Origin of the sequence: Flavobacterium gelatinilyticum (assembly GCF_027111295.1) — a bacterium.
Classification (GTDB): Bacteria; Bacteroidota; Bacteroidia; order Flavobacteriales; family Flavobacteriaceae; genus Flavobacterium; species Flavobacterium gelatinilyticum.
In genome coordinates, this window is the sequence record NZ_CP114287.1 from 5,027,806 (window position 1) to 5,053,858 (window position 26,053).

Here is a 26,053-nt window from a genome sequence, read left to right on the forward strand (position 1 = left end):
GGCTAAAATGGCCAGCGGTACTAAAAACAAGATTACCCCAACGACAATCTTTTTTCCTATAATTTCATAATCTACTCGTTTCATATTGTTCGTTTTATTACCTGCAAGGTTTTCAAAACCTTGCAGGTTGTGTAAAAGTTAATTAGAACTTTCTCCAGATTTTGTAACCTGTTTGATTAATTCAGAAACTGTTTTTCCTTTGTCGGCTCCTGTGTTGTGGATTCTTCTGTTGTAAACATCCTGCCAGTCAATCAACGGATATACATTGTTTTCTTTGGCCTGTTCGTCAAATAATTTTTTAAGTTCGGCCAGTTTTTCCGGATATTTTTTTGCCAGATTATTACGTTCGTTAAAGTCTTCGTTTAAGTTGTATAACTCCCAAACATCTGTATCAAAATTACTTGGAGCTGGTTTTTCATTATTTCCCAACGATTTTTTCACGGCAAATGAATCCGGTAAATGTGCAGCCGAAGCTTTCCATCCGTCTTTATAAATGGCTCGGTTTCCAAAAATATAGTAATACTGAACCGTATGCAGGGATGGCGCTTTTGGATTGTCTAAAGAAGCTTTGAATGTCGAGCCCTGAATAATGTCCTGTTTAATGTTTTTGATATATTCCGGTGCTTTGATTCCGGCGATATCCAGAGTTGTAGGCAAAAGATCGGTAACGTGGCTGTATTGGTTTCTGATACCGCCTTTGTCTTTAATTCCGTTTGGATAAAAAACAATCAGCGGATTACGCGTTCCGCCTTCAGAATGTGCGTCTTGTTTCCAGTTTTTGAAAGGAACGTTTGTTGCCTGAGCCCATCCTAAAGGATAATTAGTATTTAAACCTTTTGCAGTTCCAATTTCTCCAATATTATTTAAATTGCTTTGGAAGTTTTCTTCATCTGTTTTTCCCTGAGAAAACAAACTCTGGCTGATGGTTCCCTGTAAAGTTCCTTCTTTACTTGCTCCGTTATCACCAATGGCAACAAAAATCAGCGTATTATCAAGTTGTCCGCTTTCTTTTAAATAATTTACCACTCGTCCAATTTCATAATCGGTATACGTAAGGAATCCGGCGTAAACTTCCATGAATCTGGCGTATACTTTCTTTTGGTCCGGAGTTAGTTTTTTCCATTCGGTAATTAAAGCATTGCGTTCTGGTAAAACGGCATTGGCAGGAACAGTACCTAATTTCTTTTGGTTAGCCAATACTTTTTCTCGATATACATCCCAGCCTTCGTCAAATTTTCCTTTGTACGGTTCAACCCATTTTTCGGCAACCTGATGAGGTGCATGAACGGCTCCCGGTGCATAGTACAAAAAGAATGGTTTTCCCGGTGCTGCTTTTTGTTGTTTTTGGATATAGCTGATGGCTTTATCTGTAATTAATTCATTTAAATGGCGTCCGTCCGGTTTAATATGAGTCTGATCTTCTACTAAATCAGGATTGTACTGATCAGTTTGCGAACCTAAGAATCCGTAGAAATGATCGAAACCTTTTCCGGTAGGCCATCTGTCAAACGGACCCGCATCTGAGGCTTCTTCATCCGGAGTTACGCCATATTTTCCAACGGCAAAGGTGTTATAACCATTGTCACGAAGGATTTCTGCAATAGTTCCTTTGTCAGATGGGATTCGCCCATCCCAGCCTGGAAAGCCTGCTGACAAAATCGTGTGAGAGAAACCGCTAACATGAACCCTTCCCGAATTTCTTCCAGTTAATAAAGCTGCACGTGTAGGGGCACAGATTGCTGTTGTATGAAAGTTGGTATAGCGTAAGCCATTGTCTGCCAGATTGTCGAATGTAGGTGTGTTGATTAAACCTCCAAAAGTACTTGAAGCTCCAAAACCAACATCATCTAATAAAATCCAGACAATGTTTGGAGCGCCTTTTGGTGCTGTTACAGGATCCGGCCAGTATTCTTTTGAATCGGCGAGAGTTTTTCCAATAGTTCCTTTAAATTCTTGTTTTTCCTGTGCAAGTCCTAATTGAGCTATTAGGACAACTGTAATCAAAAGCCCTTTTTTAGGACCTTTGAATGCAGTATTGATTTTTAAATTTTTCATGTGTACTCGTTTTTTGGTTTTTAATTAATAGCCTGGGTTTTGCGGTAACCCGACAGGGTCAATATTTCTTTCGCTTTGTGGAATCGGATAAAGATTATTTTTTTCTGAAACCGAGTTTTTAGCGGTAACTTTTTTTACTTCGGTAACCAATGTTCCCCAGCGTACCAGATCGAACCAGCGTTGTCCTTCCTGAACAAACTCTTTTTTGCGTTCTTCCTGAATCGCTGCTCTAAAGCCTGCCTGATCAAGAGCGGTTAGATCTATCCCTGCATCGGGTGTTGCGATGGGTTTTCCGTACGCTCTTCTTCGTACCTGATTAAGCAGTTCAAAAGCTTCCGGTGTTGGCGTTCCCTGTTCGTTAATGGCTTCTGCCAAAGACAATAAAATGTCGGCATAACGAATAAGCGGAAAGTTGATCGCCACGTTCCCGGGAGTTGCCAGATTGGTTAAATCCAGATATTTTTTAAAAATTGGTTTTGGGAATGTATAAAGTGTTCCGGTCGCCGGATTAAGAAGCTGCTTGGCATAGCTGACATCTCTTCTTGTATCTCCGTCTTCGTAAATATCATAAAACAAAGCAACATCTGAGATAATATCAGCAGGCTCTGTTGCTGTAAATCCGGTAAATGATGTTGCCTGAAAGGTACTTCCGCTTGAACCGTTTCCTGCCTGATTCGGCTCAAACTGGACAGAGAAAATATGTTCTTTTCCGTTCTTTTTCGATTTGGTAAAGATATCCTGAAAGTTTTCGAACAAAGCATATCCGTAACCTCCGTTTATTACTTCTCTTGCTTTTAAAACAGCATTAGGCCAGTCTTTTCTGGTCAGGTATACTTTTGTCAGAATTGCTTTTGCCGCTCCGGATGTGGCACGACCTGCGTCGGCAGCAGTATACGCAGCCGGTAAAGCTTCAGCATCTGTCAGATCTTTTATGATCTGCGTATATACTTCGTCAACTGTTTTTCTTTGTGTTTTTAGTTTTTCCAGTTCGATTGTTGTAGGTTCGTGTAAAACAATCGGCACACCGCCCCAAAGGCGAACTGCCTGAAAATAAAGTAATCCTCTAATGAATTTTGCTTCGTTGATCAGCCTTGTTTTAACAACTTCAGAACCCGACACTTTTGGGATATTGTCAATAGAAACATTAGCTCTGTTGATGCCTGCATAAATTTGTCTCCACGCTACCTGAACACGGTCTGAAGTAGCATCGTGTGTTAAACTGCTTAAAGCTCTAACCTGCGGATTTGTAGCAGAAACTCCTGCTGCAGCATAATCTGAGGCCATATCTGTAAGGAAATACAAGTTTCTTCCAAATAAACTCTGCTCTCCTGGATCAAGGCTCAGTGAAGCATACACGGCAGTGACGCTGGCCACGGCATCATCCTGAGTTACAAAATAGTTATCTTCGGTGGTAAATGAGGTTGGTGTTACCTCAAGGTCGGTGCACGATACGAATAAACCGGCACTTAAAAGGAATATTACGATAATCTTTTTCATTTTATATTTTTTTTACTTAGAAAGTTACGTTCAGACCTGAAATGAAAGTTTTGGAGTTTGGATAAGAACCAAAGTCAATTCCCGGATATAAGTTGTTTTGTTCGTATGAACTTACTTCCGGATCATATCCGGTGTATTTTGTCCATGTAATTAAGTTTTCGGCAGAAACATAAAATTTTACGCTTTTGGTTCCCAGTTTTTTCGAAACGCTTTTTGGCAGCGTATAACCAAGAGTGATTAATTTTAATCGTAAGAAAGAAGCATCTTCTACATATCTTTCAGAAACAATTCCAAGCGGAGAACTTGTAGCTCTCGGAATTTCGTTACTAGGATTTGCAGGCGTCCAGCGGTCTTCGAGAGCAGCGGCGGCATTGGTTCCAAGAGTAGAAATTTCTAACTGCTGGTTTAAAGCATTGAAGATTTTTCCGCCGTATGATCCCTGAAAAGAGAAGTTCAGATCAAAATCTTTATACGAAACCGTGTTGCTGAAACTTCCTGTGAATTTTGGCTGTGATGAACCCAGATCACCTTTGTCAAGTGCTGTAATTACACCGTCACCGTTCGTATCGACATATCTTCTGTCGCCTACTTTTGTATTGGCTAAACTGTTGATTTTGGGCTGTGTATTAACTTCTTCCTGAGTCTGGAAAATTCCGTTTGTTCTATACCCCCAGAAAGTTCCCAAAGGCAGACCTACTTTTACAATAACCGGCTGCTGCTGTAATAACGAACCGTTTGGCACAACAGGAAAAAATTGATTAACGCCGTTTCCTATTGCAGTAACTTTGTTTCGGTTGGCAGCAAATACGAAATTAGAATTCCATGAAAAGTTTTCTGTTTTGAGGTTTTCGGTTGTCAGACCAATCTCGATACCTTTGTTTTCAACTCCTCCAATATTTTGAAGAACCGTTGCGTAACCGGAAGTTAAAGGTACAGGAACATTAATCAATAGATCTTTGGTTTGTTTGTAATACACATCAAAAACAAAATTGATTTTTCGGTCTAATAATGATAAGTCCAGTCCAACATTATACTGATTTGTTTTTTCCCATTTCAAATCTGGATTTGCCAGTCGGGTAGGAGCGAGACCTGTGTAAAGTGTTCCTCCAAAAGAATAATTTACAGAACCCATTGAAGCCAGCGAAAGATAATTTCCAATTTCCTGATTTCCTGTTGTTCCGGCTGTAAGTCTAAGTTTAGCTTCGGTTACGCCTTTGATGTTGTTGGCAAATTCTTCATCGGTAATGTTCCAAGAAAATCCGGCAGATGGGAAATATCCCCAAAGCGACTCGGCACCAAATCTTGAAGAACCATCGGCACGTCCGGAAAGAGTAAAGTTGTATTTGCCTTTATACGAATAGTTGACCCTTGCCAGCCATGATTTTAAGACACTTTCAAAAGCATCACTGTATGGTTTTGTAGGTACACCATCCTGAATAGAATTGTAAGTCGTATTGTCATTGATGAAAGTATTAGCTCCTGCTGTCACCACTTCTCCCTGCGTGTATTGAAGGGTGTATCCTGCTAAAGCTGAAAATTTATGGTTTTCACCAAAGCTGGTATTGTAATTAAGTGTGTTTTCATTTAATACAGAGCTAACCAATCGGTCGCCTACAGAAGCCAGACCCTTTGTTCCTGCTCCGGTTGTAGTGTGCGATGGTGCGTAATAGTTTTGCTTTGTATTTAAAACGTCACCGCTTACGGCAACTTTGGCAGTCAGCTTTTTAGTGATTTTGTATTCACCAAACAAACTGGTTAAGATTCGGTTGATTTTAGTTTCATTGATTGTATTTTCCAAATCGTTAATTGGATTTGGGACATAACCGTTTACAGAAGTTGCATACGGATTATTAGTTACATTGTAAGTTCCATCGTCATTTTTAATAGGAACTACTGGCGCAGTGAGTACAACACTTACTAAAGGATTTGGCGTTCTGCCACTGTTTCCGTTAGTTCCAACTCCGTTAGAAACGGAATTACTGTAATTGGCATTGACACCAAATTTAAAATTCTGAGAATAGTTTCTTTCATAGTTTGCGCGCAATGAAATACGTTTAAAATCAGATCCCAGTACAATTCCTTCCTGATCGAAATAGCCAGCTGAAATGGCATAACGGGATCTTTCATCTCCGCCTGAAAATGACAGCTGATGATTTTGAAGTGGTGCCGCTTTTACAAAAGCCGCCGACTGCCAGTCGTAATTTCCGGAAGTTTTAAAAGCTTCGATCTGGGCAGGAGTAAAAGAAGGCGCCTGACCAATACTTGCCTGAACATCATTTCGTAAACTGGCCCATTGGCTGGCATTCATTAAATCCAGCTTTTTGGATATGTTTTGAAATCCAAAATATCCCTGGTATGAAATATTGTCCTGACCCTTTGTTCCCTTTTTAGTGGTAATAATGACAACACCGTTGGCACCTCTGGAACCATAAATCGCTGTTGCAGAAGCATCTTTTAGAACTTCCATAGACTCAATATCGGCCGGATTTATGGTTGATAAAACGTTAAGGCTCGCTCCGGCATTGGCTACTCCGGCAGAACTGTTTCCGTTGTCGTTGTAAATCAGGATTCCATCTACTACATACAAAGGTTCATTTCCAGCTGTAATTGAATTTCCCCCGCGAATACGAACGCTTGAAGAAGCACCCGGACGTCCCGAACTTTGTGTAACTACCACCCCGGCAACAGCGCCTCGCAGTAAGTTATCTGCCGATGAGGTTACCTGAGATAAATTAGCTTTTGGCACCGATGCAACAGAACCTGTAATGTCTTTTCGTTTTTGAGTTCCGTAACCTACAACTACTAATTCATCCAGTTCTTGTCTTTCTTCTTTTAAGTGAATAATTACCGGATTTTTCTCTACAATAATCTCCAGTTTTTTATATCCTATGTAACTTACGATTAAGGTATAAGGAAATTTCTGACCGGTCTGAAAATAAAATTTTCCTTCAACATCTGTCACTACACCGTGCGTTGTGCCTTTAATATTAACGGATGCGCCTATAATAGGCTGATTTGTAATGTCATCGACTACAGTTCCGTCGAGTTTAGACTGGATAAGAGGTATGGTATTTTGTGCCTGAAATTGCAGGGATGCCAACAAAATTGTAACCCATAAAATGAGTTTTATATTTTTTTTCATTTCTTTGTAACGGTTTTAAGTAATTAACAAGGCGCCCTGGAAGCTGATTTTTCAGCACCCTCGATATGGTTTCCTTGATTTAGTTATGAATATTCTTTAAGCCTTGCCATTTCTGTTGCCGCAGAAATGGCTTTTTTTATTTACAGCAGCAGTTTTGCATTGTTTTCATTTTGGTTGTTTTTTAGTTGTTAATTATTTTCTTTTTTAAAATACGGGTACAATTCAATAATCCATTTAGTGCATAAAGTATGCATCAAAATGATATTTTGTATTGAATAATAAATTGGTGGTGAAATTGGAATTTCGTTTTCAGATTCAGATTGTAATCTTATAACGAACAGAGATGTTAGGAATTAACAACAGAAGCACATATAACAAAAAGTGTTATAAGTGTATTTTTTCGGAAGAATGTAATACGATATGCTTTCGGTTGTTTTCAAAATATAGTTTTTTATGGTTTCAAATAGTATACTAAACTCTACTAACTCTATAGACAAAGTTAATTTTTATATAATAAAAACCAAAAACTTATTAAATTTTTTTTTGAAAGGAGATTGAAAAAGAGGAAACAAATAAGTTTTTTTAAATATAAATATCTGATTATTAATAACTTGTTTGTTTTTTTAATTCTTTTAAAATACTTAAAATAATTTTTATAAAAACTAAAAAATGTAGTATTTATACCTGGTTTTTTTCTTTTTTAATTTCTTAACTTACTCGAATTGAGGTAGAAAAACGTCTTTAAAACATCATTTTTAGTTTTTGTTTACCGTTTTATTTTCAATTGAGAAATAAGATTGGTTTTATTTTAAATTAGATTTTTAAAATAAAAAGAGCTGTATCTTTTAGGACACAGCTCTTTTAAGTAAGCACTCATTTGTAACTAAGATTGAATAATTTTTATGTATTGGTATACGTGTGTACACTTTGTGCGGCAGATGGCATGTAATTGACACCAAACCAGCAGAGAAGCAATACAATAAACGACAACGCCAGTGTAATTAAAACCGGTTTTACTTTATTAGGATAACGGTAACGTAAGTGTATGTAAATTAAATAGGCCAGCCAGGTAAGCATAGCCCAGGTTTCTTTTGGATCCCAGGTCCAGTAATGTCCCCAGGCTTCTTTTGCCCATAAGGCTCCAAATAATAGCCCAAGGGAAAGAAAACCAAATCCAACATAAACGAGGTTATTGGCCAGCTGTAATATTTCATCTTTATAACTGCCTTTGTAGTATTTGTACAATCCAAAACATGCGACAATTGATGAAACAGCAAGTAATGCGTATGAAAAAATGTAAACCAGTACATGCGGTATAAACCAAATGCTTTGTAAGGCGGGCATAAGTGCCTTGTTGTAAGTATCAGGATTAAAATAGTTGATACATAAAAATACACATGCCATTACCAGACTGTAATTCAGCAGCCATTTGTATTTCCATCTTGCATAGGTTATAATGCCGATAACCGGAAGAAATACGGCATACCAAAGCCTTGTTTCACCCAATGTACGCATAGGCGGGCGTCCCAGATGCTGCCATAAATGATACGTAAACATCATCATGGTAAAGGCACCAAATGATGCAGAAAGGAGTATCCAAAATGCTTTGTTCTGTGTACTTTTTAATATTTGAAAGAGCATACAGAGCAGCCAGAAAAGGATAGCGGTAACAGCGTAATTAGAAAAATATATCCAGTAATTCATTAAAAAAACTTTTATGTGTACAAATTGGAACAGGTTTTAAGGTTTAGTTAAACAACAGTTCCTCTTCCTTTGAATATTAAATAAACGGCTCCAATAATCATCATGAATATTCCGGAATAAACCACTGGAAGCCACGGATCGCGAACTAATTCAATCACACTAAGCTTAGACCATTTCCCAAATTTTTCATCATAACTTAATTGATAAATTTTCCAGCCGTTTGTTTTAAAAGGTTTATTGACTTCAATTACGGCTTTTTCATTCTTGCCGTCTTTAACAAATACATTTACATGCGAACTGTATTTTTTAGCTTCGGGCTGTAACATGATTATGGCCTGTTTGTCATTTAGCTGCAAATAAGAATAGGCCGTTGCAAAACTGCCGCAGCTAATCCAGGCAGTTGTATCAATCGCTGCCGATTTTACCTCGATTAAAGCCGATGGTGCAGCACCTTCTTCATTTACAGGAAAATAACCATTACCGGTAAATTTGCTGTTTTCGGTATAATCCAGAATTTTAATTTTATAATTTTTGTACTCATACTGATCGCCTTTTTCAATCATTCTGAGAGCATTTACTCCTTTGGTTTCAATGCTGTTATTAGTAATATCGGCCAAGGCAAGTTTTGGAGCAAAAGTTTCCATATCAAAACTTTTAAGCTCAAAAGCAATGGGCATTGGGATCGTATTTCCTTTCTCTGTTTTAGCGCCCCACACCAATTGATCTTTGTACAAATCCATAGTATAGCGTTGTAAATTCCCACTTCCGAGAATTCCGGCAGTCATGGCAATAAAAAGTCCAAGATGGTTAAGGACAAATCCCCAGTTTTTCCATTGCCAGGGAGTCATTCTGTTAAGGGTTGCAAGTCCCAGTGTAATTAAGAAATACAATTGAGCAATGATGAATGGCCAGCTGTTTAAAACAAATGAAAAACCAAAGATGTCCGGTTTTACACCTTCAACAAAATTCTGCTGTGGAAGTGTTCCCATTATAACAGCCTGAATTAGAACCAAAACAATAGCGCTCACAGATGCAGGTACTGATCTGAGCCATTTTACCCACGGATGATTCCGGCTTGAAAAATGTAATAAAAGAAGCATTGCAACAAATACACCGCCCATAATATAATTTACGGGTGCACCAACAGCCTTAATACTGCTTCTGGTAGTTATCTGCAAAAAGTAGCCGACCAGCAGTAATCCCAAAGCAATTATAAAAGACTCTTTATAATCCCACGGATATTGCCACAATGCTTTCTTAGTTGATTGATGATTTTCAACAAATTTCATTATTTGATTCTTGGTTTTTAGCTTTTAATTTGAAGCAGGGAGTATTTAGTTTGATGAAAACCGGTAAACTCCCTGTATTTTTTATAAAATTTGTTTTTATTTTTTCTTTGCTTCTTCAAGCCATTTTGGAAGCAGGTTCTTTTTAAATTCGGCTTTATTTGCTTTTTCCTTACTCATATCAAGTCCAATGTATTTTTGAGCTTTTTCTTTGGTAGAAAGATCAGGATACTGAATTGGAGCTGTCTGTCCTAATGATGCCAGTACTTTACTAAGCGCAATTCTGGCTTCGGCAGCTTTATTGAGGCCGTTTGTGATCACTCTGGCTGTTTCTAAAGGAGCATGGAAAGATCCTCCGTGCGATGCAGCTGCAAAATCCCAGCGCCATTGCGACTGACGAATCAGTTTTAAAATATCTTTCATCTGAGCTTCAGTTGCCCCTTTATCCCAGGCTAATTTTGCTTCTAGATGCGCTTTTACCAACTGATCTTCCAGTTCAATACGGATATCATGAATTTTTTTCTGACGTTCGTTTACATTGGCAACAAGGGTTTTTTCTTCTTCTCTGTGACATACCTGACAAGAGTTGGCTACGTTATTAAGCGGTGACTGAATTTTGTGATCTGTAAATTTTTGTCCGCCTTCGCTCTTATAAGGCATATGGCAGTCTGCACACGAAACACCTCTTTGTCCGTGAATCCCCATTTGATGAATTTCGTAATCAGGATGCTGCGCTTTTAAGATTGGAGCTTTACTGAGAGCATGTGTAAAATCACTGAATTCAATATCATCATAATATTTCTCCATATCTTCTACAGTCATACCATTTTTCCATGGGAATTTTACTTTTGCAGCGCCTTCAACAGATTTCTTATCAAAATAGTATTCAACGTGACATTGCGCGCAGACTAAAGAGCGCATTTCATTATGAGTAGCTTTTGTAATATCTTTTCCTTGTTCCTTAAATGCTTCAATCAAACCTGGACGTGTGATTTTAAGGTTCATTGTTTTAGAATCATGACAATCAGCACACCCGATTGGGTTTACAATTTCGGTTCCTAATGCGGCCCAGGTTTGCTTGTAAAATTCATCAATCCCCAGTTTATCCATCATCCTTGGCACATCCGGAGATTTACAAACCCAGCAGCTCGAAGGCTGAGGTCCGTCCTGCGGTCCTTTTGGAGCTCCGGTTCTTAATGTATTGTAAATATCTTCTAAGGCATAAAAATGCCCTCTTCCCTGATTGTAATCTTTAGAGAATGCATAACCCGCCCAAAGTACAACCATACGAGGATCTTCGTGGAGCATATCTCTCATCTTTCCGCCTCCGTACATACTGGTAAAAGTAGTATCTGCGGTTTCATAATAAGTCTGGAATTCTCTTGGATAATTGGCACCCCAAACCTCATTTTTAGATTCAAATTCTCCTACCGGAGCCATAACTTTGTTAACAAATAATGCTTCTGTTCTGCGTTCCATTACGCTGTTAACCAATAAGCCGAGTATAAAAACGACCAGCATTGTAATGCCAAACATTACCCATCCTAACCAGGGTTTCTGCCTTATAATTTCTTTAAGAGGAGCCATAATAGTTTAGTGTTTAATTTTTTTTTTGATTTTGATTTTTTATTTAGTTTGTTCTGCTTTTTTCTTTTTTGCAATTTCGATGCTGTCAGTTTGTTTGTGAAGCCATTCCGGAACAGGCGATTCCAGCATTGGAACCCTTGCATTTGGTGCAGATGACAGACTGTTTATTTTTCCGTGAGGCACTTCACGATGGCAATCCCAGCACAATTTTCCTTCCCCGTGTTTTTTGTCGGCAAGGGTTACACCTGTTGTACTTACATTCGCATTAAGATCAGAATGACAGCGCTGGCAGTTTTTCTGTACCACATCTGTTCCGGCTTCTTTTATCTGAATAACCTGCGGTTCAGCCCGCCATGTAAATACTGTTGCGTGATAAAGGCCGTCTTTTGCTTTAAAGAAATATTTATTTAATGCATTATTGTGCGGCACATGACAATCGTTGCAGGTTGTAACACGAGCATGAGAGCTATGCTGCCAGGTTGCATAAAAAGGCGTCATAACATGGCAGTTTACACATGTTTTGGGTTCATCTGAAAGATATGAGACCGCATTTGATACATATAAGAGATAAGCGAATAACCCTGTTCCTACGCCTACAGCTACTATCACAAAGGGAACCCATTTACGCGGGGGCATCACATAATTTAAAATCTTCTTCATATATGAAATAGTATTAGATTGTCAATTTCAAATGTATGTGGTAAAATCTTACTTTTTCATGATAATTATCAGATTCTTATTTTAATGTTAAATTTTTGCGACATTATATGTATAAAGAGTGTTGAGTGTTTGTATTTTAACATATTTGTATTTTTTTGTAATTTGTATATGTTTTTAGATCAAATTTAAATAACATTCATTTTGTATGTTAATTGATTAATATTTAGTCTGTTAAATATTTTTTTATAATTTTAGAGTATTCTTTTTTACTCAAATAATTTAAATTATTTGGCTCGATATTGATTTTTCAAATAAATGCTGGACTACTAATTAGTAATACTATTTTTTATGGCAAAACTTTCTCGATCTCATTATATTTTTTCTCCCACAGCACTATTCTCTACAATTGGCTTGATCTGTCTGGTTTTGATCAATTTGTGTGTTTTATTTTTCTCTAATCAGGAATTTTATGCTAAAAAAGCAGTTGCTGCATTCTTAGAATATGAAACTATGAAGGGAGACAAAAGTGGCTTAATGGTTAAGGTTACGAAGGATTTAAAACACAAAGTGTTTTCTTTCTTAAATCTGAGATGGAAGAAAATGTCCATAAAGTACAAACAGCTGACAAGAAAAAATCAATTATCTGTCCTAGAGGACTACTACGCTGCTTTCAGCCCCGAATTGCGGGTGTGTTGTGCTCTTGACTTTTTATCTCACAAAAATGAATTTTCAGCACTTAAATACAGAAAATTAGTGCTTTATTTCTAGTTATTTAGGATGTTTTTAAATAAGACAAAAATATCTTTTTGTATGATATATTATGATATATGTCATGTTTGGTAAGAATTTTAGGCTCTAATTTTGCCAGTATAATTGAGAATAATCACTCGGTATGTTCAAATAATCCAGATAGTTTATGAGTAATTTATCCCAATCTCACAGAATTTTATTTCTTAACACACTTGCTTTTACAGTGTGTTTTGCCTGCTGGACATTAAATGGTGTTCTGGTTACTTTTTTGGCAGATAAAGGAATATTTAATTTTACGGTAATAGAAACAGGCTGGCTTCTGGGTATTCCTATCCTGTCAGGCTCTGTTTTCAGGCTTCCGGTAGGAATCTTAACGGATAAATACGGCGGAAAAGTTGTTTTTTCGACGCTGCTGTTACTTTGTTCAATACCGCTTTTTTTACTGCCTTTTGCAGGCTCTTTCTGGAGTTTTGCCATTTTAAGTTTTTTCTTCGGATTGGTAGGAACCAGCTTTGCTGTCGGAATAGGATATACATCAGTCTGGTATCCAAAAGAATGGCAGGGAAGGGCTTTGGGAATCTTTGGAATGGGGAATGCCGGTGCCGCAATTACCACTTTTATAGCGCCAACTTTATTAAATAGTTTATCAAAGGAAGATCCTGTTAACGGATGGAAAATGCTTCCTGTAATTTATGCTGCAACGCTTGTAATTATTGGAATTCTTTTTCTGGTTTTTACTAAAAATAAAACCAATCAGGGTGTTTCAAAATCAATGGGCGAATTATTATCACCGCTTAAAAAGACAAGGGTCTGGCGTTTTGGAACTTATTATTTCTTAGTATTTGGTTTTTTTGTAGCGTATTCCCAGTGGCTTCTTCCAAACTTTATGAATGTTTACGGTACTACTTTAGTAATGGGAGGTATGTTTGCTACAATGTTCAGCCTTCCGTCTGGAGTAATCAGGGCTTTTGGAGGATATCTTTCAGATAAGTTCGGAGCCAGAAAAGTGATGTACTGGGTTTTGGGTTCTTCTATAGTAATCAGTTTTTTATTGATGTTCCCAAAAATGGAAATCTTTACGGCAGGTCCGGGCGTTATGTCTTTAAGTAACGGAACTGTAACGGAAATCACAGCAGATAAAATAGTAGTGAATGGAAAAATACATGAGATAAATCCTAAAAAAAAAAGCTGAAGCTGATAATGAAACCGCAGTTTTCCCCGTTAAAAAATCATGGCAGGAAATAGTGGTTGAACAAAATCAGGAAGTTAAAAAGAAAGAATTATTAGCAAAAGGAATTACGCAAATCAGCTTTAGCGCTAATCTATGGGTCTATCTGGTTTTGGTAATACTGATAGGGATTTCATGGGGAATAGGAAAAGCAGCTGTATACAAACACATTCCGGAATATTTTCCAAATGAAGTAGGAGTTGTAGGCGGAATGGTAGGTTTAATAGGCGGTCTGGGAGGTTTTTTAGGTCCGATAATTTTTGGTTACCTCCTCAATTACACCGGACTATGGACAAGTTCGTGGATATTTATATTTATAGTTTCAGTACTCTGTATGCTTTGGATGCACAGAACAATTATAAATGCAATGCGAAGCAAATCACCTGATTTTACAAGAGAAATAGAAGATAATAATAAAAATTAAATTAAATAGAGATGAAAACCTGGTTAGACAAGTGGAACCCTGAAGATGAGGCATACTGGAATTCTGGAGGCAGTAAGATTGCATGGAGAACTTTAATTATAACAACAATTACATTAACGCTGTCATTTGCCTCATGGTTTATGATGAGTGTTATTGCAGTTAAGTTACCCGGATTAGGATTTAATTTTTCAAAAGACCAGCTTTTCTGGTTAACTGCTATACCGGGATTAGCAGCAGGATTTCTGCGAATTATTCATACTTTCCTGCTGCCAATATTTGGGACAAGACATATTGTATCTTTTGCAACGGCCATTAAATTGATTCCGGTAATTGGGATTGGCTTTGCTATTATGGATGTAAATACACCATTCTGGGTTTTTGCGGTCTTAGCATTTACAACAGGTTTTGGCGGTGGAGATTTTTCTTCTTACATGCCAAGTACAAGTTTGTTTTTCCCGCAGCGTTTAAAAGGAACAGCGCTTGGGATACAGGCGGGAATTGGAAATTTTGGTGTTTCGCTGGCACAATTCGTAACACCTATGGTGATTAGTATTGGAATTTTTGGTGCATCAACTGTATTTACCAGTATTGATCCGAAAGAAACCCTTGCCGTATTTCAAAATTCACCGATAGAGAGACAAAAAGAAGTTTTTTCAGCTCTTGATACTGAAGTACAGGTAAGAATATTATCTAATGTAAAGAAAAATGTAGTCGATTCTGTAAGCACAGCAGTAAACTCTCAGGATAATACGATTATATTTTCGTCACTTCCTGTGAAGGCAAAAGCAAAAGCAATTGCAAACGCGAATCCAAAATTAGCCGAAAAAATACTAAACAATATTAGTGCAGAAAATACGGCTGTTAAAAATAAACCAATCTACCTGCAGTCTGCTGCATTTTGGTTTGCACCATTTTTAATCATTATGGCACTTGTAAGCTGGTTTTATTTAAAAAGTATACCAATGAAAGCTTCTGTGAAAGAACAGCTGGACATCTTTTCAAACAAACATACTTGGTATTGTACCATAACCTACGTGATGACTTTTGGAACTTTTGCAGGCCTTTCTGCCGCATTCCCGCTTATGATTAAATTTTTATACGGAGATTTTCCAAATGCACCTGACCCGCTGGTATATGCATTTTATGGCCCGCTGATTGGTTCTGCAAGCCGAATTGCTTTTGGATTTGTGGCCGATAAAGTAGGAGGTGCTATCTTAACTACGATAACAGGATTAGGAATTTTAGCAGGATCAGTACTTTTAATAACAGAAGATCTGGTTGCACCAACAAGTATGGATCAGTTCCCGCTTTTTGTAACAGTAATTCTGGCAATGTTCTTTTTTACCGGAATTGGTAATGCAGGTACTTTTAGACAATATCCGGTCATCTTTAAAGAAAATCCGCGTCAGGCAGCAGGGGTTATTGGATGGACAGCTGCAATAGCTGCTTTCGGACCTTTTATCTTTTCTAAATTGATAGGAAATAACATTTCTGCCAACGGAACCGTAAATCAATTCTTTCTTGGTGTCGCTTTTTTTGCTATATTAGCTACAGGTATCAATTGGTGGTTCTATAATCGTAAGAATTGTGAAAAACCAAGTTAAATAAGTAATCATTAAACTAAAAAATTAAGGATGAAAAACAGAACATTTAATACCAAAGCTTTACTTGTTGCTTCGCTGGTCTCAATACTTACGATCGTATTTGTATTTTACGGCTCAAGAGAACTGCAAAATTTTGATGCAGCATTAATTACTTATTTATTCGGAACCGTATTTGCTTTCTTCGGAATTGTTTATCGATATACAGTCTGGTTACAGCGTCCGCCTACATGGATGTATTTTAAAAGAAGTATCAAATTTCTTTTTACCGGAAAAATATTTGCTCATTTATGGTTTTTAGGAAAAGAATCTGTGCAGAATATTGTGCTGCAGAAATTCATTTATCCCAGAAGTAAATACCGCTGGTTCGCGCATTTTTGTATTGCGTTAGGCTGTTTATCGGCTTTTGCCATTACAATTCCGCTTACATTTGGATGGATTCATTTTACACTAGCGCCTAATTCCATTTCGATTTATGAAGCACATTTCTTCGGATTTAAAATGATGGATTTTGAAATAGGATCATTTATGGCATTTCTTATTTTTCATGCTCTAAACTGGTCTTCATGGCTTGTAATTATTGGTTCTGCTTATTATTTAAGAAGAAGATTAACCAATCCCGGATTAATTGCAACACAGACTTTTGAAGGTGATTTACTGCCTCTGATTTTACTTATTGCTATTTCTGTAACCGGTTTGTGTTTGACCTATTCATATCAGTTTATGAAAGGTTTTGCCTATGATTTCCTTGCCGTAATTCACGCTGTAACTGTAATTATGTTTTTGATCTGGATTCCATTTGGAAAATTCTTCCACATCATCCAGCGTCCGGCACAAATTGGAGCACATATATATAAACAGGAAGGAATTAAGAAAGGAATGGCGGTTTGTCCTCATACAGGAGAAGAATTCGCAACAAAACTTCATATAGATGATCTAAAAATTGTAACAAACCAGTTAGGTTTTGATTTTAGCCACGAAGACGGAACTTCCCACCTTGATCTAAGTCCCGAAGGAAAAAGATCACGTTTAGCACAAGCACATTTAAAAGCCCGACTAGAAGGCGGTAATTTATTTGGATAATATTAAAAAGTTTCAGGTTTAATATGTTTCACGTCTCAGGTTCACATGACAACTTGAAACTTGAAACTTGAAACTTGGAACCTGACACGAGGCTTTAGCCGAATTGGTGAAGCAAACAAAAAAAAACAAAAAAATGGCAAAACTACCAGTATCAATAGAAAAAATAATAGAAGACTTTGGACCGCATTTGAATTACTCTCCCCTTGATGGTTATGAGGGAAGAGATGAACCGGATGATGTTGTAAAAACACACTGTTGTTTTTGCGGTATGCAGTGTGGTATCCAGTTAATGGTAAAAGAAAATAAAGTGGTAGGTTTTGAGCCCTGGATGGAATTTCCTTTTAATGAAGGGCGTTTATGTCCAAAAGGGGTTCAGCGTTATTTGCAAAACAACCACCCGGACCGTCTTTTACACCCAATACAAAGAGTAGAAGGAAAAGGTTTTGAAAAAGTGTCATGGGATGATGCCATGGATAAAACGGTTTCCGAAATAAAACGAATTCAGGAAAAATACGGAAAACATGCTTTTTCAATGTTATCAGGTGTTTCTCTTACCAACGAAAAAAGTTATTTAGTTGGAAAATTTGCCCGCGTTGCATTAAAAACAAGAAACCTGGATTACAATGGAAGACTTTGTATGGTGAGTGCCGGTGCAGGGAATAAAAAAGCATTTGGTTTAGACCGTGCATCAAACAATTATTCAGATTTAGAATATGCCGAAGTAATCATCGTTACAGGAGCAAACATCAGCGAAACTTTTCCAACCTTAACGCACTGGGTATGGAAAGCAAGGGATCGTGGCGCAAAATTAATTGTGATTGATCCAAGAATGATTCCGCTTGCCAGAACTGCAGATATTCATCTTGATGTAAGACCCGGAACAGATTCTGCTTTGTACGGTGCTATGCTGAAATATCTGGTAGATCACGATATGCTGGATCACGATTTTATCGATAATCATACATCCGGTTTTCAGGAAACAATCGATGCCGTAAAAGATTATACTTTAGAATGGGCAGAAGAAGTAACCGGAATTGATAAAGAAAAAATAAGAGCTGCCGCTGAGTTATGGGGAAAAGCCAAAACAAGCTTTTTACTGCATGCCCGCGGTATCGAACACCACTCAAAAGGAGTTGATAATGTTGTAGGCTGTATTAATCTTGTACTGGCCACAGGAAGAATAGGAAAACCCTATTGTGGTTACGGAACCATTACGGGGCAGGGAAATGGTCAGGGAGGAAGAGAGCACGGACATAAATGTGATCAGCTTCCCGGAAACAGAGATATTGAAAATCCGGAGCACCGTAAATATATTTCTGAAGTTTGGGGAATCGATGAGAAAGATATGCCTGGAAAAGGACTCACCGCTTATGAGATAATCGAAGCGATCCATAGAGATGAAATCAAAGGATTAATTTCGATTTGTTTTAATCCGCTGGTTTCACTTCCAAATAATAATTACGTACGATCTGCCCTTGAAAAATTAGAGTTTTATGTGTGTATCGATTTCTTTTTAAATGAAACAGCCAGACATGCCGATATTGTTCTGGCAGGATCTTTACAGGAAGAAGAAGAAGGCACGACAACCTCTGCAGAAGGTCGCGTTATCCGAATCAGGCAGGCAGTAACGCCTCCGGGAGAAGCCAGAACCGATACTTCAATATTACTGGAAATTGCGAAAAGACTGGGCGAAGAAGATAAATTCACGTACGACAGCAGCGAAGCGATTTTTAACGAACTGCGTGTAGCTTCAAAAGGAGGAACAGCAGATTACTTTGGAATTACGTATAAAAAAGTAGAAGATAATATGGGCGTTTTCTGGCCTTGTCCAACCGAGGATCATCCGGGAACACCAAGATTATGGGAAGACAGGAAATTTAAAACACCTGACGGAAAAGCACATTTTAATCCCGCTCCTTATAAACTGCCGGGCGAGGTTACAGATGAAGAATACCCGATAACTTTAACAACCGGACGTGTTGTTTCGCAGTATTTAAGTGGTACACAAACCCGAAGAATTGGAAAACTGGTAGATCAGTTTCCGGAACCAATGGTAGAAATTCACCCTGAAATGGCCGCTAAATACGGAATTAAACAACGTGAATTAGTGAGAGTAGTAACCAGAAGAGGTGAAGGAACTTTCCCTGCCAATATTGTAGAAACTATTAGAAAAGATACTGTTTTTATTCCCTATCACTGGCCGGGAACAAAATCGGCCAATCAGTTAACACCGGGAACTTTGGATCCAATTTCTAAAATTCCGGAATTTAAAGTATGTGCCTGTTTGTTAGAGCCGCAGGGAACAATTGCCCCGCCGGCAAAAGAATCAGGAGCTTATGCAAGTGTTTAATCTATAAAAAAAGAACTTATGAATTTGACGAATTTTAATACAAGCGAGGAGTTTTTTGTAGATATGCAGCGCTGTATAGGCTGTAAAGCCTGCGAAATGGCCTGCGCGGAATGTGAAACAAACGGCCAGCAGACATTAATCAGCGTGAATTATGTTGATCGTGCCTCTACCATTCAGACAACCGTACAGGTTTGTATGCATTGTGAAGATCCGGTTTGTGCCAATGTCTGTCCGGCAGACGCAATCTCTCAGGATGAATTTGGTGTGGTGCATACTGCTAATACAGAAAGATGCATTGGCTGCTCAAACTGTGTAATGGCCTGTCCTTTTGGAGTGCCGAAAAAAGTAGAAGAATACGATTTAATGATGAAATGTACCATGTGCTACGACAGAACAAGTGTAGGTAAAAAACCAATGTGTGCAACAGTATGTCCAAGCGGTGCTTTATTTTACGGTACAAGAGCACAAATCGAAGAAATGAGACCTAACAGTACACCAATTAATAATTTCATTTTTGGTAAAGAGAAAGTAAAAACCAAGGTCAACATCATGATGCCAAAAGGCAGTACAGAATTACGAATTTATTAAATGACGAGTCATGTCTAAAGAAGATAATTTAAATGAAAACTGGAAAAAAGATTTTCCGATAAAAAAACAAGAATCAACTCAGGTCAGCCGACGCGATTTTGCTAAATTCCTAACGTTTGTTTCCGGCGGTTTAATGGTTGGAAGCGGTTTTGTAACTGCAAAAGCATTTTTATTACCAAAAGAAGATGTTCAGGGCGAACACTTTATCTGCAATAAAGAAGATGTTCCTGTTGGAGGAACCAGAGGTTTTGTTTTAGAAGGAAGCACCATTCCGTATATCTTGATACATCTCGAAAGCGGTGAATTCAAGGCTTATGAACAAAAATGTACTCATCTTTCCTGTTCAGTTTTTTACAAACCCGGAACCGGAATTATACATTGCCCTTGCCACGAAGGCTCTTTTGATGCTGCGACAGGCGATGTAATTGCAGGACCTCCGCCAAGAGCTTTACCGCAGTTAGAAGTAGTTTTTAAAGATAATGCTGTTTTTGTAAAAGCATTAATTGAAAAGAAAGACAGTTAATTTAAATTTTTGAATTATGAGTACGTTTAGAAGAAGCCAGAACCGTTCGAATCCTAATAAACTGAACAACATACTTTCGACACTGATATTTATTTTGATATTAAATGTCAGCATTCAGATTTGGCTTTTATATGCCTCTTTGAATAATGCACTGGATAATAATAAAGAGATTTTAATTCCCGCATTTATTGCTTCGGTAATTCTGTTTCTTATTGGTTTTTCATGGCTGTACTATCTTCCAAAGGGAAATTTCAGAAGAAAATAAAGATTCTTTTAATTCCTGGAAGCTTTCTTATTTTTTCTGAAAGTATTTGAAGTAATTGCGCTAAATTTATATTTTGAAAAAAAATAGGTACCAGGAATTCTAACTAAGTAAAAATACTTATATTTGCAATAAGTATTTTTTGCTTTATAAAGAAACAGCATAATGATTAAAGTTGAAGAAGCCATTGCAATTATTGAAGCAAACAGTGTAAAGATGCCATCCAAACGTATTTCAGTCAATAAAGCTTTGGGATATGTTCTGGCAGAAAAAGTGATTTCACCCATTCATATGCCTCCGTTTCGACAGTCGGCTATGGATGGATATGCTTTTACGCACAGCATTCGTCATCAATATGATATTGTAGGGATTTCTCAGGCTGGAGATCATTCGAATATAAAACTAAAATCAACTGAAGCAATCAGAATATTTACAGGAGCTTTCGTTCCTGATAATGCTGATACAGTCGTAATGCAGGAGCATGTAATGGCAAATAAAAATTCGATTCTTATTGCTACAATGCCCGAAAAAAATGCAAATGTTCGTCTAAAAGGAGAACAAATTGGTAAAGATGATGTAGTTTTTGAAGCTAATACTTTACTAACTCCGGCAGCGATTGGGTTTTTAGCATGTTTAGGAATTACAGAAGTTGAGGTTTATAAAAAGCCCAAAGCAGCAATTTTGGTGACAGGTAATGAATTAGTACAGCCAGGTGAAAAACTGAAAAAGGGAAAAATATTCGAAAGTAATTCTGTTATGCTTGAAGCCGCGCTTCAAACTATCGGAATTCAAAAAACTAAAATTTACAGGGTCAAAGACAATCTTAAAGCAACAAAAAAAGCATTAAAAAGTCTTTTAAGTAAATATGATATCATTCTTATTTCAGGAGGTATTTCGGTTGGTGATTATGATTTTGTAAAAGAAGCATTATTGCAGAATGATGTGACGGAACTTTTCTATAAAATCAATCAGAAACCTGGAAAACCAATGTTCTTTGGGTCTAAGAATGAAACTTTAGTTTTTGCCCTTCCCGGAAATCCGGCTTCATCGCTGACAAATTTTTATGTTTATGCTGCGCCGGCTGTAAAGAAAAGAATGGGGTTTTCTGAAATTTACAGACCAAAAGTAGTCCGAAAGTTAAACTCAGATATTAAAAATAATAGTGGAAAAACGCTTTTTTTAAAAGCAAAATATGATGAAACGAGCGTAACAGTTTTAGAAGGACAAAGCTCTGCCATGCTTAACACTTTTGCTGTTGCCAACAGTTTATTAATTGTTCCAGAAAATGTAGAAAGTTATCAAAAGGATCAGTTAGTAACCTTACTGCCGATTGATTAGATTTCTTTTTAGGAAGATAGAATAAAGAGGAAAGAAAATAGATTTTGGAGCTGATGTTAAAAAGCACTATGTGTTTAAAAACATATAGGATAAATTTTGTGCTAACATAGTAAGTGTTTTTCAGCCGCTGGATGCAGAGTAAGAAAACCTGAAACCTGAAACAAAGATAACCTCAAACAATAAATAAAATAGCAAATGAAAACAACAGTATTTATTCTTTGCGGTGGAAAAAGCTCCAGAATGCAGTCAGAAAAAGGGCTGGTTTTGTTTCAGGAGAAACCATTTATTGAGCATATCATTAAGGCAATACTGCCTATTACCGACCAGATAAAATTAATTACGGCATCAAAAGAATACGATTATCTGCCGTATGAAAAAATACCGGATTTAATTGTAGACAAAGGTCCGCTAGGAGGAATTTACACGGCATTATCACATTCTGAAACCGAATTTAATCTAATATTGAGCTGTGATATTCCGTTAATTTCAACTGAACTGCTGCAGGAATTAATTTCAAAACATACAAAAGAAGCCAAAATAACAGTATTTGCTTCCGAAAGTAAAACACATCCTTTAATTGGGATTTATTCAAAAAACATAGTATCGGTTATAAAAGAAGCAATCGATTCCAACGAATTAAAAATGATGGATCTGCTGGCTAAATTGCCTCATCAGATTATAAATATAGACGAAAGTGAAAACTTTCATTTAACGAATATTAATTCGGCTGACGAATTAAACGATCTGAATATCAATTTAACTTAAAGACTATGCGAAATTTTAAAACACCAAAATTGACGATTGTAGGTGCAGGTCCGGGCGATGTTGAATTGATAACAATTAAAGCAGTTAAAGCTTTAGAAAGTGCCGATGTGGTTTTGTATGATGCTCTTGTAAACGAACAATTACTTGAATATGCATCAAAAGCAGAAATTGTTTTTGTTGGAAAACGTTTGGGCTGTCATGCTTACACGCAGGATCAGATTAACGAACTGATTGTTTCGATGGCCAATAACTACGGGCATGTTGTGCGTTTAAAAGGCGGCGATTCTTTTATATTTGGAAGAGGAAGTGAAGAAATCGATTATGCAATAAAATTTGGATTGGAAACAGCTGTTGTTCCCGGAATTTCATCGGCTTTGGGTGTTCCGGCTTCTGCGGGAATCAGTTTAACCCAACGCAAAACTGCCGAAAGTTTCTGGGTTATTACAGGCACAACTTCCAATCACGAATTGTCAAAAGATGTGCATCTGGCTTCAAAATCGGCTGCAACCGTGGTTATTTTGATGGGAATGCACAAGTTAGACGAAATCATTTCGATTTATAAGGAAAACAGAAATGACGATCTTCCAATTGCCATTATTCAGAACGGAACAAAAAAATCAGAACAAAAAGTAATAGGGACCATCAGTACAATTACTAAATTGGTATCCGAAAATAATATTTCATCGCCGGCTATTATTGTGATTGGCGAAGTAGTGAAAAATACATCAAAATTAACCGAGTATTTTCAGGAACATTTTGATGACGAATTTATTTTTCAGAATTTAAATTTATAAGAATGATCGAGGTTAAATATTTTGGAGCTGTAGCTGAAAAAACAAAATGTGAATTCGAAAAGTTATCTTTTTCAGAAGAGTTGTCACTGCAAAAATTATTGCAGGATTTAAACGAAAAATATGAATTTGAATCACTGACTTTTCGTGTTGCAGTAAATCAAAAAATAGTTTCAAAAACTTCAGAATTCACTTTACAGACAAGTGATATTGTGGCTTTACTGCCTCCTTTTGCCGGAGGTTAATTCAAGATTATGAAAGAATCAACAAGATACAACCGTCAAATCATACTTCCTGAAATAGGAGAGGAAGGGCAGCGAAAGTTATCAAAATCGAAAGTTTTGGTTATTGGTGCCGGAGGTTTAGGTGCTTCAATTCTGCCTTATTTAGCGGGAGCAGGAATTGGAGAAATTGGAATTGTGGATGATGATACTATCGAAATTTCAAATCTGCATCGTCAGGTTATTTTTAAATCTTCGGCTGTTGGTAAATCCAAGGCAGAAGAAGCAAAATTGATGATTTTGAACCTGAATCCGGAAATTAAAGTCAATGCTTTTTCTGAGAAATTATCCGGTAAAAATGCGGTTTCGTTATTCAGTAAATATGATTTTATCGTTGATGCAACAGATAATATTGCGATTAAATATTTAATTAATGATGCTTGTCTGGTTGCAAATAAACCAATGATTTACGGATCAATTTTTAGATTCCAGGGACAAGTTTCGGTTTTTAATTATCAAAACGGTCCAACATACAGATGTTTATATCCGGATGAAAACTTTGATGCTTTAAATTGTGAAGATGCCGGTGTAATTGGAATCACGGTTGGAATTATCGGAATGCTTCAGGCTAATGAAGTAATCAAAATGATTTTGGAAACGGGAGAAGTTCTCAGCGGAAAAATATTGGTTTATAATGTTTTAAACAACGAACAGCAGAAATATGATTTCGAAAAGAATTCAGATGTAGTCATTACAAATGAAGATTTTGAAAAGAAATACAATTCAGATCAAAATGAAATTGAAGAAATCAAATTTGAATTTCTTTTGAATGAAATAGAAAATGATGCGGTTTTGTTTTTGGATGTAAGAAATAATGATGAATCGCCGAGAATTAATCTCAAAAATCAAATCCAGATTCCGTTAATGGATTTAGAGAAAGAGATTGCAGGGATGGATAAAAACCAATCGATTTATATTTTCTGCCAATCCGGAATAAGAAGTAAAATCGCAGCAGAATTACTTCAAAAACATCAATTCAAAAACATCAAAAGTATTGCCGGCGGCGCTTTAGCAATGAAAAATGTATTAAAAGAAAAAATAACGATCTGATTTTTTAATAATTTAAATTATGAGAAAAATAATGTTTGGTTTGTTTCTCTTTTTATGTTTTACACAATTTTCTTTTTCTCAAGAACATGCAGTTGCTACAGAAATTTTTGATATTTACGAAAAAGCTGATAAAGAACTGAATAAAGTTTATAATCAGTTAAAGAAAAAACTGGGAACTAAAAATCAGGCAGCATTAATAACTTCTCAAAAAGACTGGATAAAGTTTAGAGATTCAAATTGTAACTTTAAAAGTTATCCTGAAGGTTATGGAGGCGTAATCGCTGATAAAATGTTTGCAGATTGTAGAACGCAGATAACTTTGGCAAGAACTAAAGAATTAAAAAGTTTATTGTCAGGTTTTTAATTGAGTTGAGTTTTTCAAAATAAAATAAATATATAATATCGAAAAATGAGAAAAGAATTTGGAAACATCTGTAAGATTAGCTTTGGATGGTAACAAACAATATTGACAAAGATAAACTGAAGGCTTACGGCTGTCTTGGTTTGTTTTTTCTGCCTTTTGTAGCAGTTGGGATCTGGACCTTGTATAAAAGTGTCTGTAATGTTTACAATTCACAAAAAACAGACGATTGGAAAAAAGTTACGGCTCTAGTTGATAAAATAGATATAGAATATCATTCTGACAGTGATGGAGGCGAAACTTCTGAAGTCATAATTCAATATAAATATGCAATTCACAACGTTAATTATACAGGAACTAAGATTGCTTACGGATATGGAAATAGCAACGTTGAAGAACATTCACAATTATTTTATAAATTAGAGAAAGCAAAGAAAATTGCAGTTTTTGTAAATCCAGATGATTATTCTGAAGCTGTCATAATTAGAGGAATGAACAGCTCAATTGTTTTTCTTCTAGTTTTTTCGATAATATGGAATTCGCTGATTTCTTTTTTCTTGCTTCCATTGTTGATGAAAAAGAATTCGAAATTTAATATAAAAAAGTATTTTTTAGTTGTAATAGTAATTTGGATAGTGGGTTTCACCATTTTATTGTCTAACAAATTCGATATTGGTTTTACTGAAAAAGTTGAAGTTATTGAACATAAAATAGAGTAACAAACTTC

General features: G+C 36.7%; 21 protein-coding genes and 1 pseudogene. 15 read left to right on the forward strand and 7 right to left on the reverse strand.

What is annotated here, in order from left to right:
* Positions 1–138: 138 nt before the first annotated feature.
* The 7 genes from OZP11_RS21820 to nrfH form a co-directional block, all read right to left on the reverse strand.
* Entirely contained in the window at positions 139–2,055 is a 1,917-nt protein-coding gene (locus OZP11_RS21820; protein WP_281232602.1) for an arylsulfatase, read from the reverse strand.
* Positions 2,056–2,079: 24 nt separating this feature from the next.
* The gene (locus OZP11_RS21825) at positions 2,080–3,552 is read right to left on the reverse strand and encodes a RagB/SusD family nutrient uptake outer membrane protein (RefSeq protein WP_281232603.1); all 1,473 of its coding nucleotides are present in this window, start codon (positions 3,550–3,552) and stop codon (positions 2,080–2,082) included.
* A gap of 16 nt (positions 3,553–3,568) precedes the next feature.
* A complete protein-coding gene (locus tag OZP11_RS21830) occupies positions 3,569–6,694 on the reverse strand; it encodes a SusC/RagA family TonB-linked outer membrane protein (RefSeq protein ID WP_281232604.1) in 3,126 nt (1,041 codons plus the stop codon).
* Positions 6,695–7,594: 900 nt separating this feature from the next.
* Positions 7,595–8,398 (reverse strand): cytochrome c biogenesis protein, encoded by an 804-nt coding sequence (locus OZP11_RS21835; protein ID WP_281232605.1) that lies wholly within the window; start codon positions 8,396–8,398, stop codon positions 7,595–7,597.
* A gap of 47 nt (positions 8,399–8,445) precedes the next feature.
* Positions 8,446–9,687: a cytochrome c biogenesis ResB family protein gene (locus OZP11_RS21840; protein ID WP_281232606.1), complete on the reverse strand. Its 1,242-nt coding sequence runs from the start codon at positions 9,685–9,687 to the stop codon at positions 8,446–8,448.
* A 96-nt stretch (positions 9,688–9,783) separates the two neighbouring features.
* The gene (nrfA, locus tag OZP11_RS21845) at positions 9,784–11,271 is read right to left on the reverse strand and encodes an ammonia-forming cytochrome c nitrite reductase (protein WP_432419646.1); all 1,488 of its coding nucleotides are present in this window, start codon (positions 11,269–11,271) and stop codon (positions 9,784–9,786) included.
* Between the two features lie 39 nt (positions 11,272–11,310).
* On the reverse strand, positions 11,311–11,931 hold the full coding sequence (nrfH, locus tag OZP11_RS21850) for a cytochrome c nitrite reductase small subunit (RefSeq protein ID WP_281232607.1): 621 nt from the start codon (positions 11,929–11,931) through the stop codon (positions 11,311–11,313).
* Positions 11,932–12,279: 348 nt separating this feature from the next.
* Between nrfH and OZP11_RS21855 the strand changes: the two genes are divergently transcribed.
* The 15 genes and pseudogenes from OZP11_RS21855 to OZP11_RS21925 all read left to right on the forward strand — a co-directional run bounded on the left by OZP11_RS21855 (position 12,280) and on the right by OZP11_RS21925 (position 26,045).
* Complete coding sequence (locus OZP11_RS21855; protein WP_281232608.1) at positions 12,280–12,699, forward strand: hypothetical protein; 420 nt, start codon at positions 12,280–12,282, stop codon at positions 12,697–12,699.
* A gap of 148 nt (positions 12,700–12,847) precedes the next feature.
* A pseudogene (locus OZP11_RS21860) lies at positions 12,848–14,333 on the forward strand (MFS transporter).
* Between the two features lie 11 nt (positions 14,334–14,344).
* Positions 14,345–15,937 carry a magnesium transporter MgtE N-terminal domain-containing protein gene (locus OZP11_RS21865; protein ID WP_281232609.1) on the forward strand — a complete coding sequence of 531 codons (1,593 nt, stop codon included), beginning with the start codon at positions 14,345–14,347 and terminating at the stop codon, positions 15,935–15,937.
* Between the two features lie 30 nt (positions 15,938–15,967).
* Positions 15,968–17,017: an MFS transporter gene (locus OZP11_RS21870; RefSeq protein WP_281232610.1), complete on the forward strand. Its 1,050-nt coding sequence runs from the start codon at positions 15,968–15,970 to the stop codon at positions 17,015–17,017.
* Between the two features lie 133 nt (positions 17,018–17,150).
* Positions 17,151–19,367, forward strand: coding sequence for a molybdopterin oxidoreductase family protein (locus tag OZP11_RS21875; RefSeq protein ID WP_281232611.1), 2,217 nt, complete (start codon positions 17,151–17,153; stop codon positions 19,365–19,367).
* An 18-nt stretch (positions 19,368–19,385) separates the two neighbouring features.
* Positions 19,386–19,955: a 4Fe-4S dicluster domain-containing protein gene (locus tag OZP11_RS21880; protein ID WP_281232612.1), complete on the forward strand. Its 570-nt coding sequence runs from the start codon at positions 19,386–19,388 to the stop codon at positions 19,953–19,955.
* A gap of 10 nt (positions 19,956–19,965) precedes the next feature.
* Positions 19,966–20,478: a Rieske (2Fe-2S) protein gene (locus OZP11_RS21885; RefSeq protein ID WP_281232613.1), complete on the forward strand. Its 513-nt coding sequence runs from the start codon at positions 19,966–19,968 to the stop codon at positions 20,476–20,478.
* A gap of 16 nt (positions 20,479–20,494) precedes the next feature.
* A complete protein-coding gene (locus OZP11_RS21890) occupies positions 20,495–20,743 on the forward strand; it encodes a DUF6755 family protein (RefSeq protein ID WP_281232614.1) in 249 nt (82 codons plus the stop codon).
* Between the two features lie 162 nt (positions 20,744–20,905).
* Positions 20,906–22,078 (forward strand): molybdopterin molybdotransferase MoeA, encoded by a 1,173-nt coding sequence (locus tag OZP11_RS21895; protein ID WP_281232615.1) that lies wholly within the window; start codon positions 20,906–20,908, stop codon positions 22,076–22,078.
* A 195-nt stretch (positions 22,079–22,273) separates the two neighbouring features.
* Positions 22,274–22,843 (forward strand): molybdenum cofactor guanylyltransferase, encoded by a 570-nt coding sequence (locus OZP11_RS21900; protein WP_281232616.1) that lies wholly within the window; start codon positions 22,274–22,276, stop codon positions 22,841–22,843.
* Between the two features lie 5 nt (positions 22,844–22,848).
* Positions 22,849–23,637: a uroporphyrinogen-III C-methyltransferase gene (cobA, locus tag OZP11_RS21905; RefSeq protein WP_281232617.1), complete on the forward strand. Its 789-nt coding sequence runs from the start codon at positions 22,849–22,851 to the stop codon at positions 23,635–23,637.
* A gap of 2 nt (positions 23,638–23,639) precedes the next feature.
* Complete coding sequence (locus tag OZP11_RS21910) at positions 23,640–23,879, forward strand: MoaD/ThiS family protein (RefSeq protein WP_281232618.1); 240 nt, start codon at positions 23,640–23,642, stop codon at positions 23,877–23,879.
* A gap of 9 nt (positions 23,880–23,888) precedes the next feature.
* A complete protein-coding gene (gene moeB, locus OZP11_RS21915) occupies positions 23,889–24,965 on the forward strand; it encodes a HesA/MoeB/ThiF family protein (RefSeq protein ID WP_281232619.1) in 1,077 nt (358 codons plus the stop codon).
* Between the two features lie 19 nt (positions 24,966–24,984).
* On the forward strand, positions 24,985–25,329 hold the full coding sequence (locus OZP11_RS21920) for a lysozyme inhibitor LprI family protein (protein ID WP_281232620.1): 345 nt from the start codon (positions 24,985–24,987) through the stop codon (positions 25,327–25,329).
* Positions 25,330–25,415: 86 nt separating this feature from the next.
* The gene (locus OZP11_RS21925; RefSeq protein ID WP_281232621.1) at positions 25,416–26,045 is read left to right on the forward strand and encodes a DUF3592 domain-containing protein; all 630 of its coding nucleotides are present in this window, start codon (positions 25,416–25,418) and stop codon (positions 26,043–26,045) included.
* Positions 26,046–26,053: the final 8 nt, after the last annotated feature.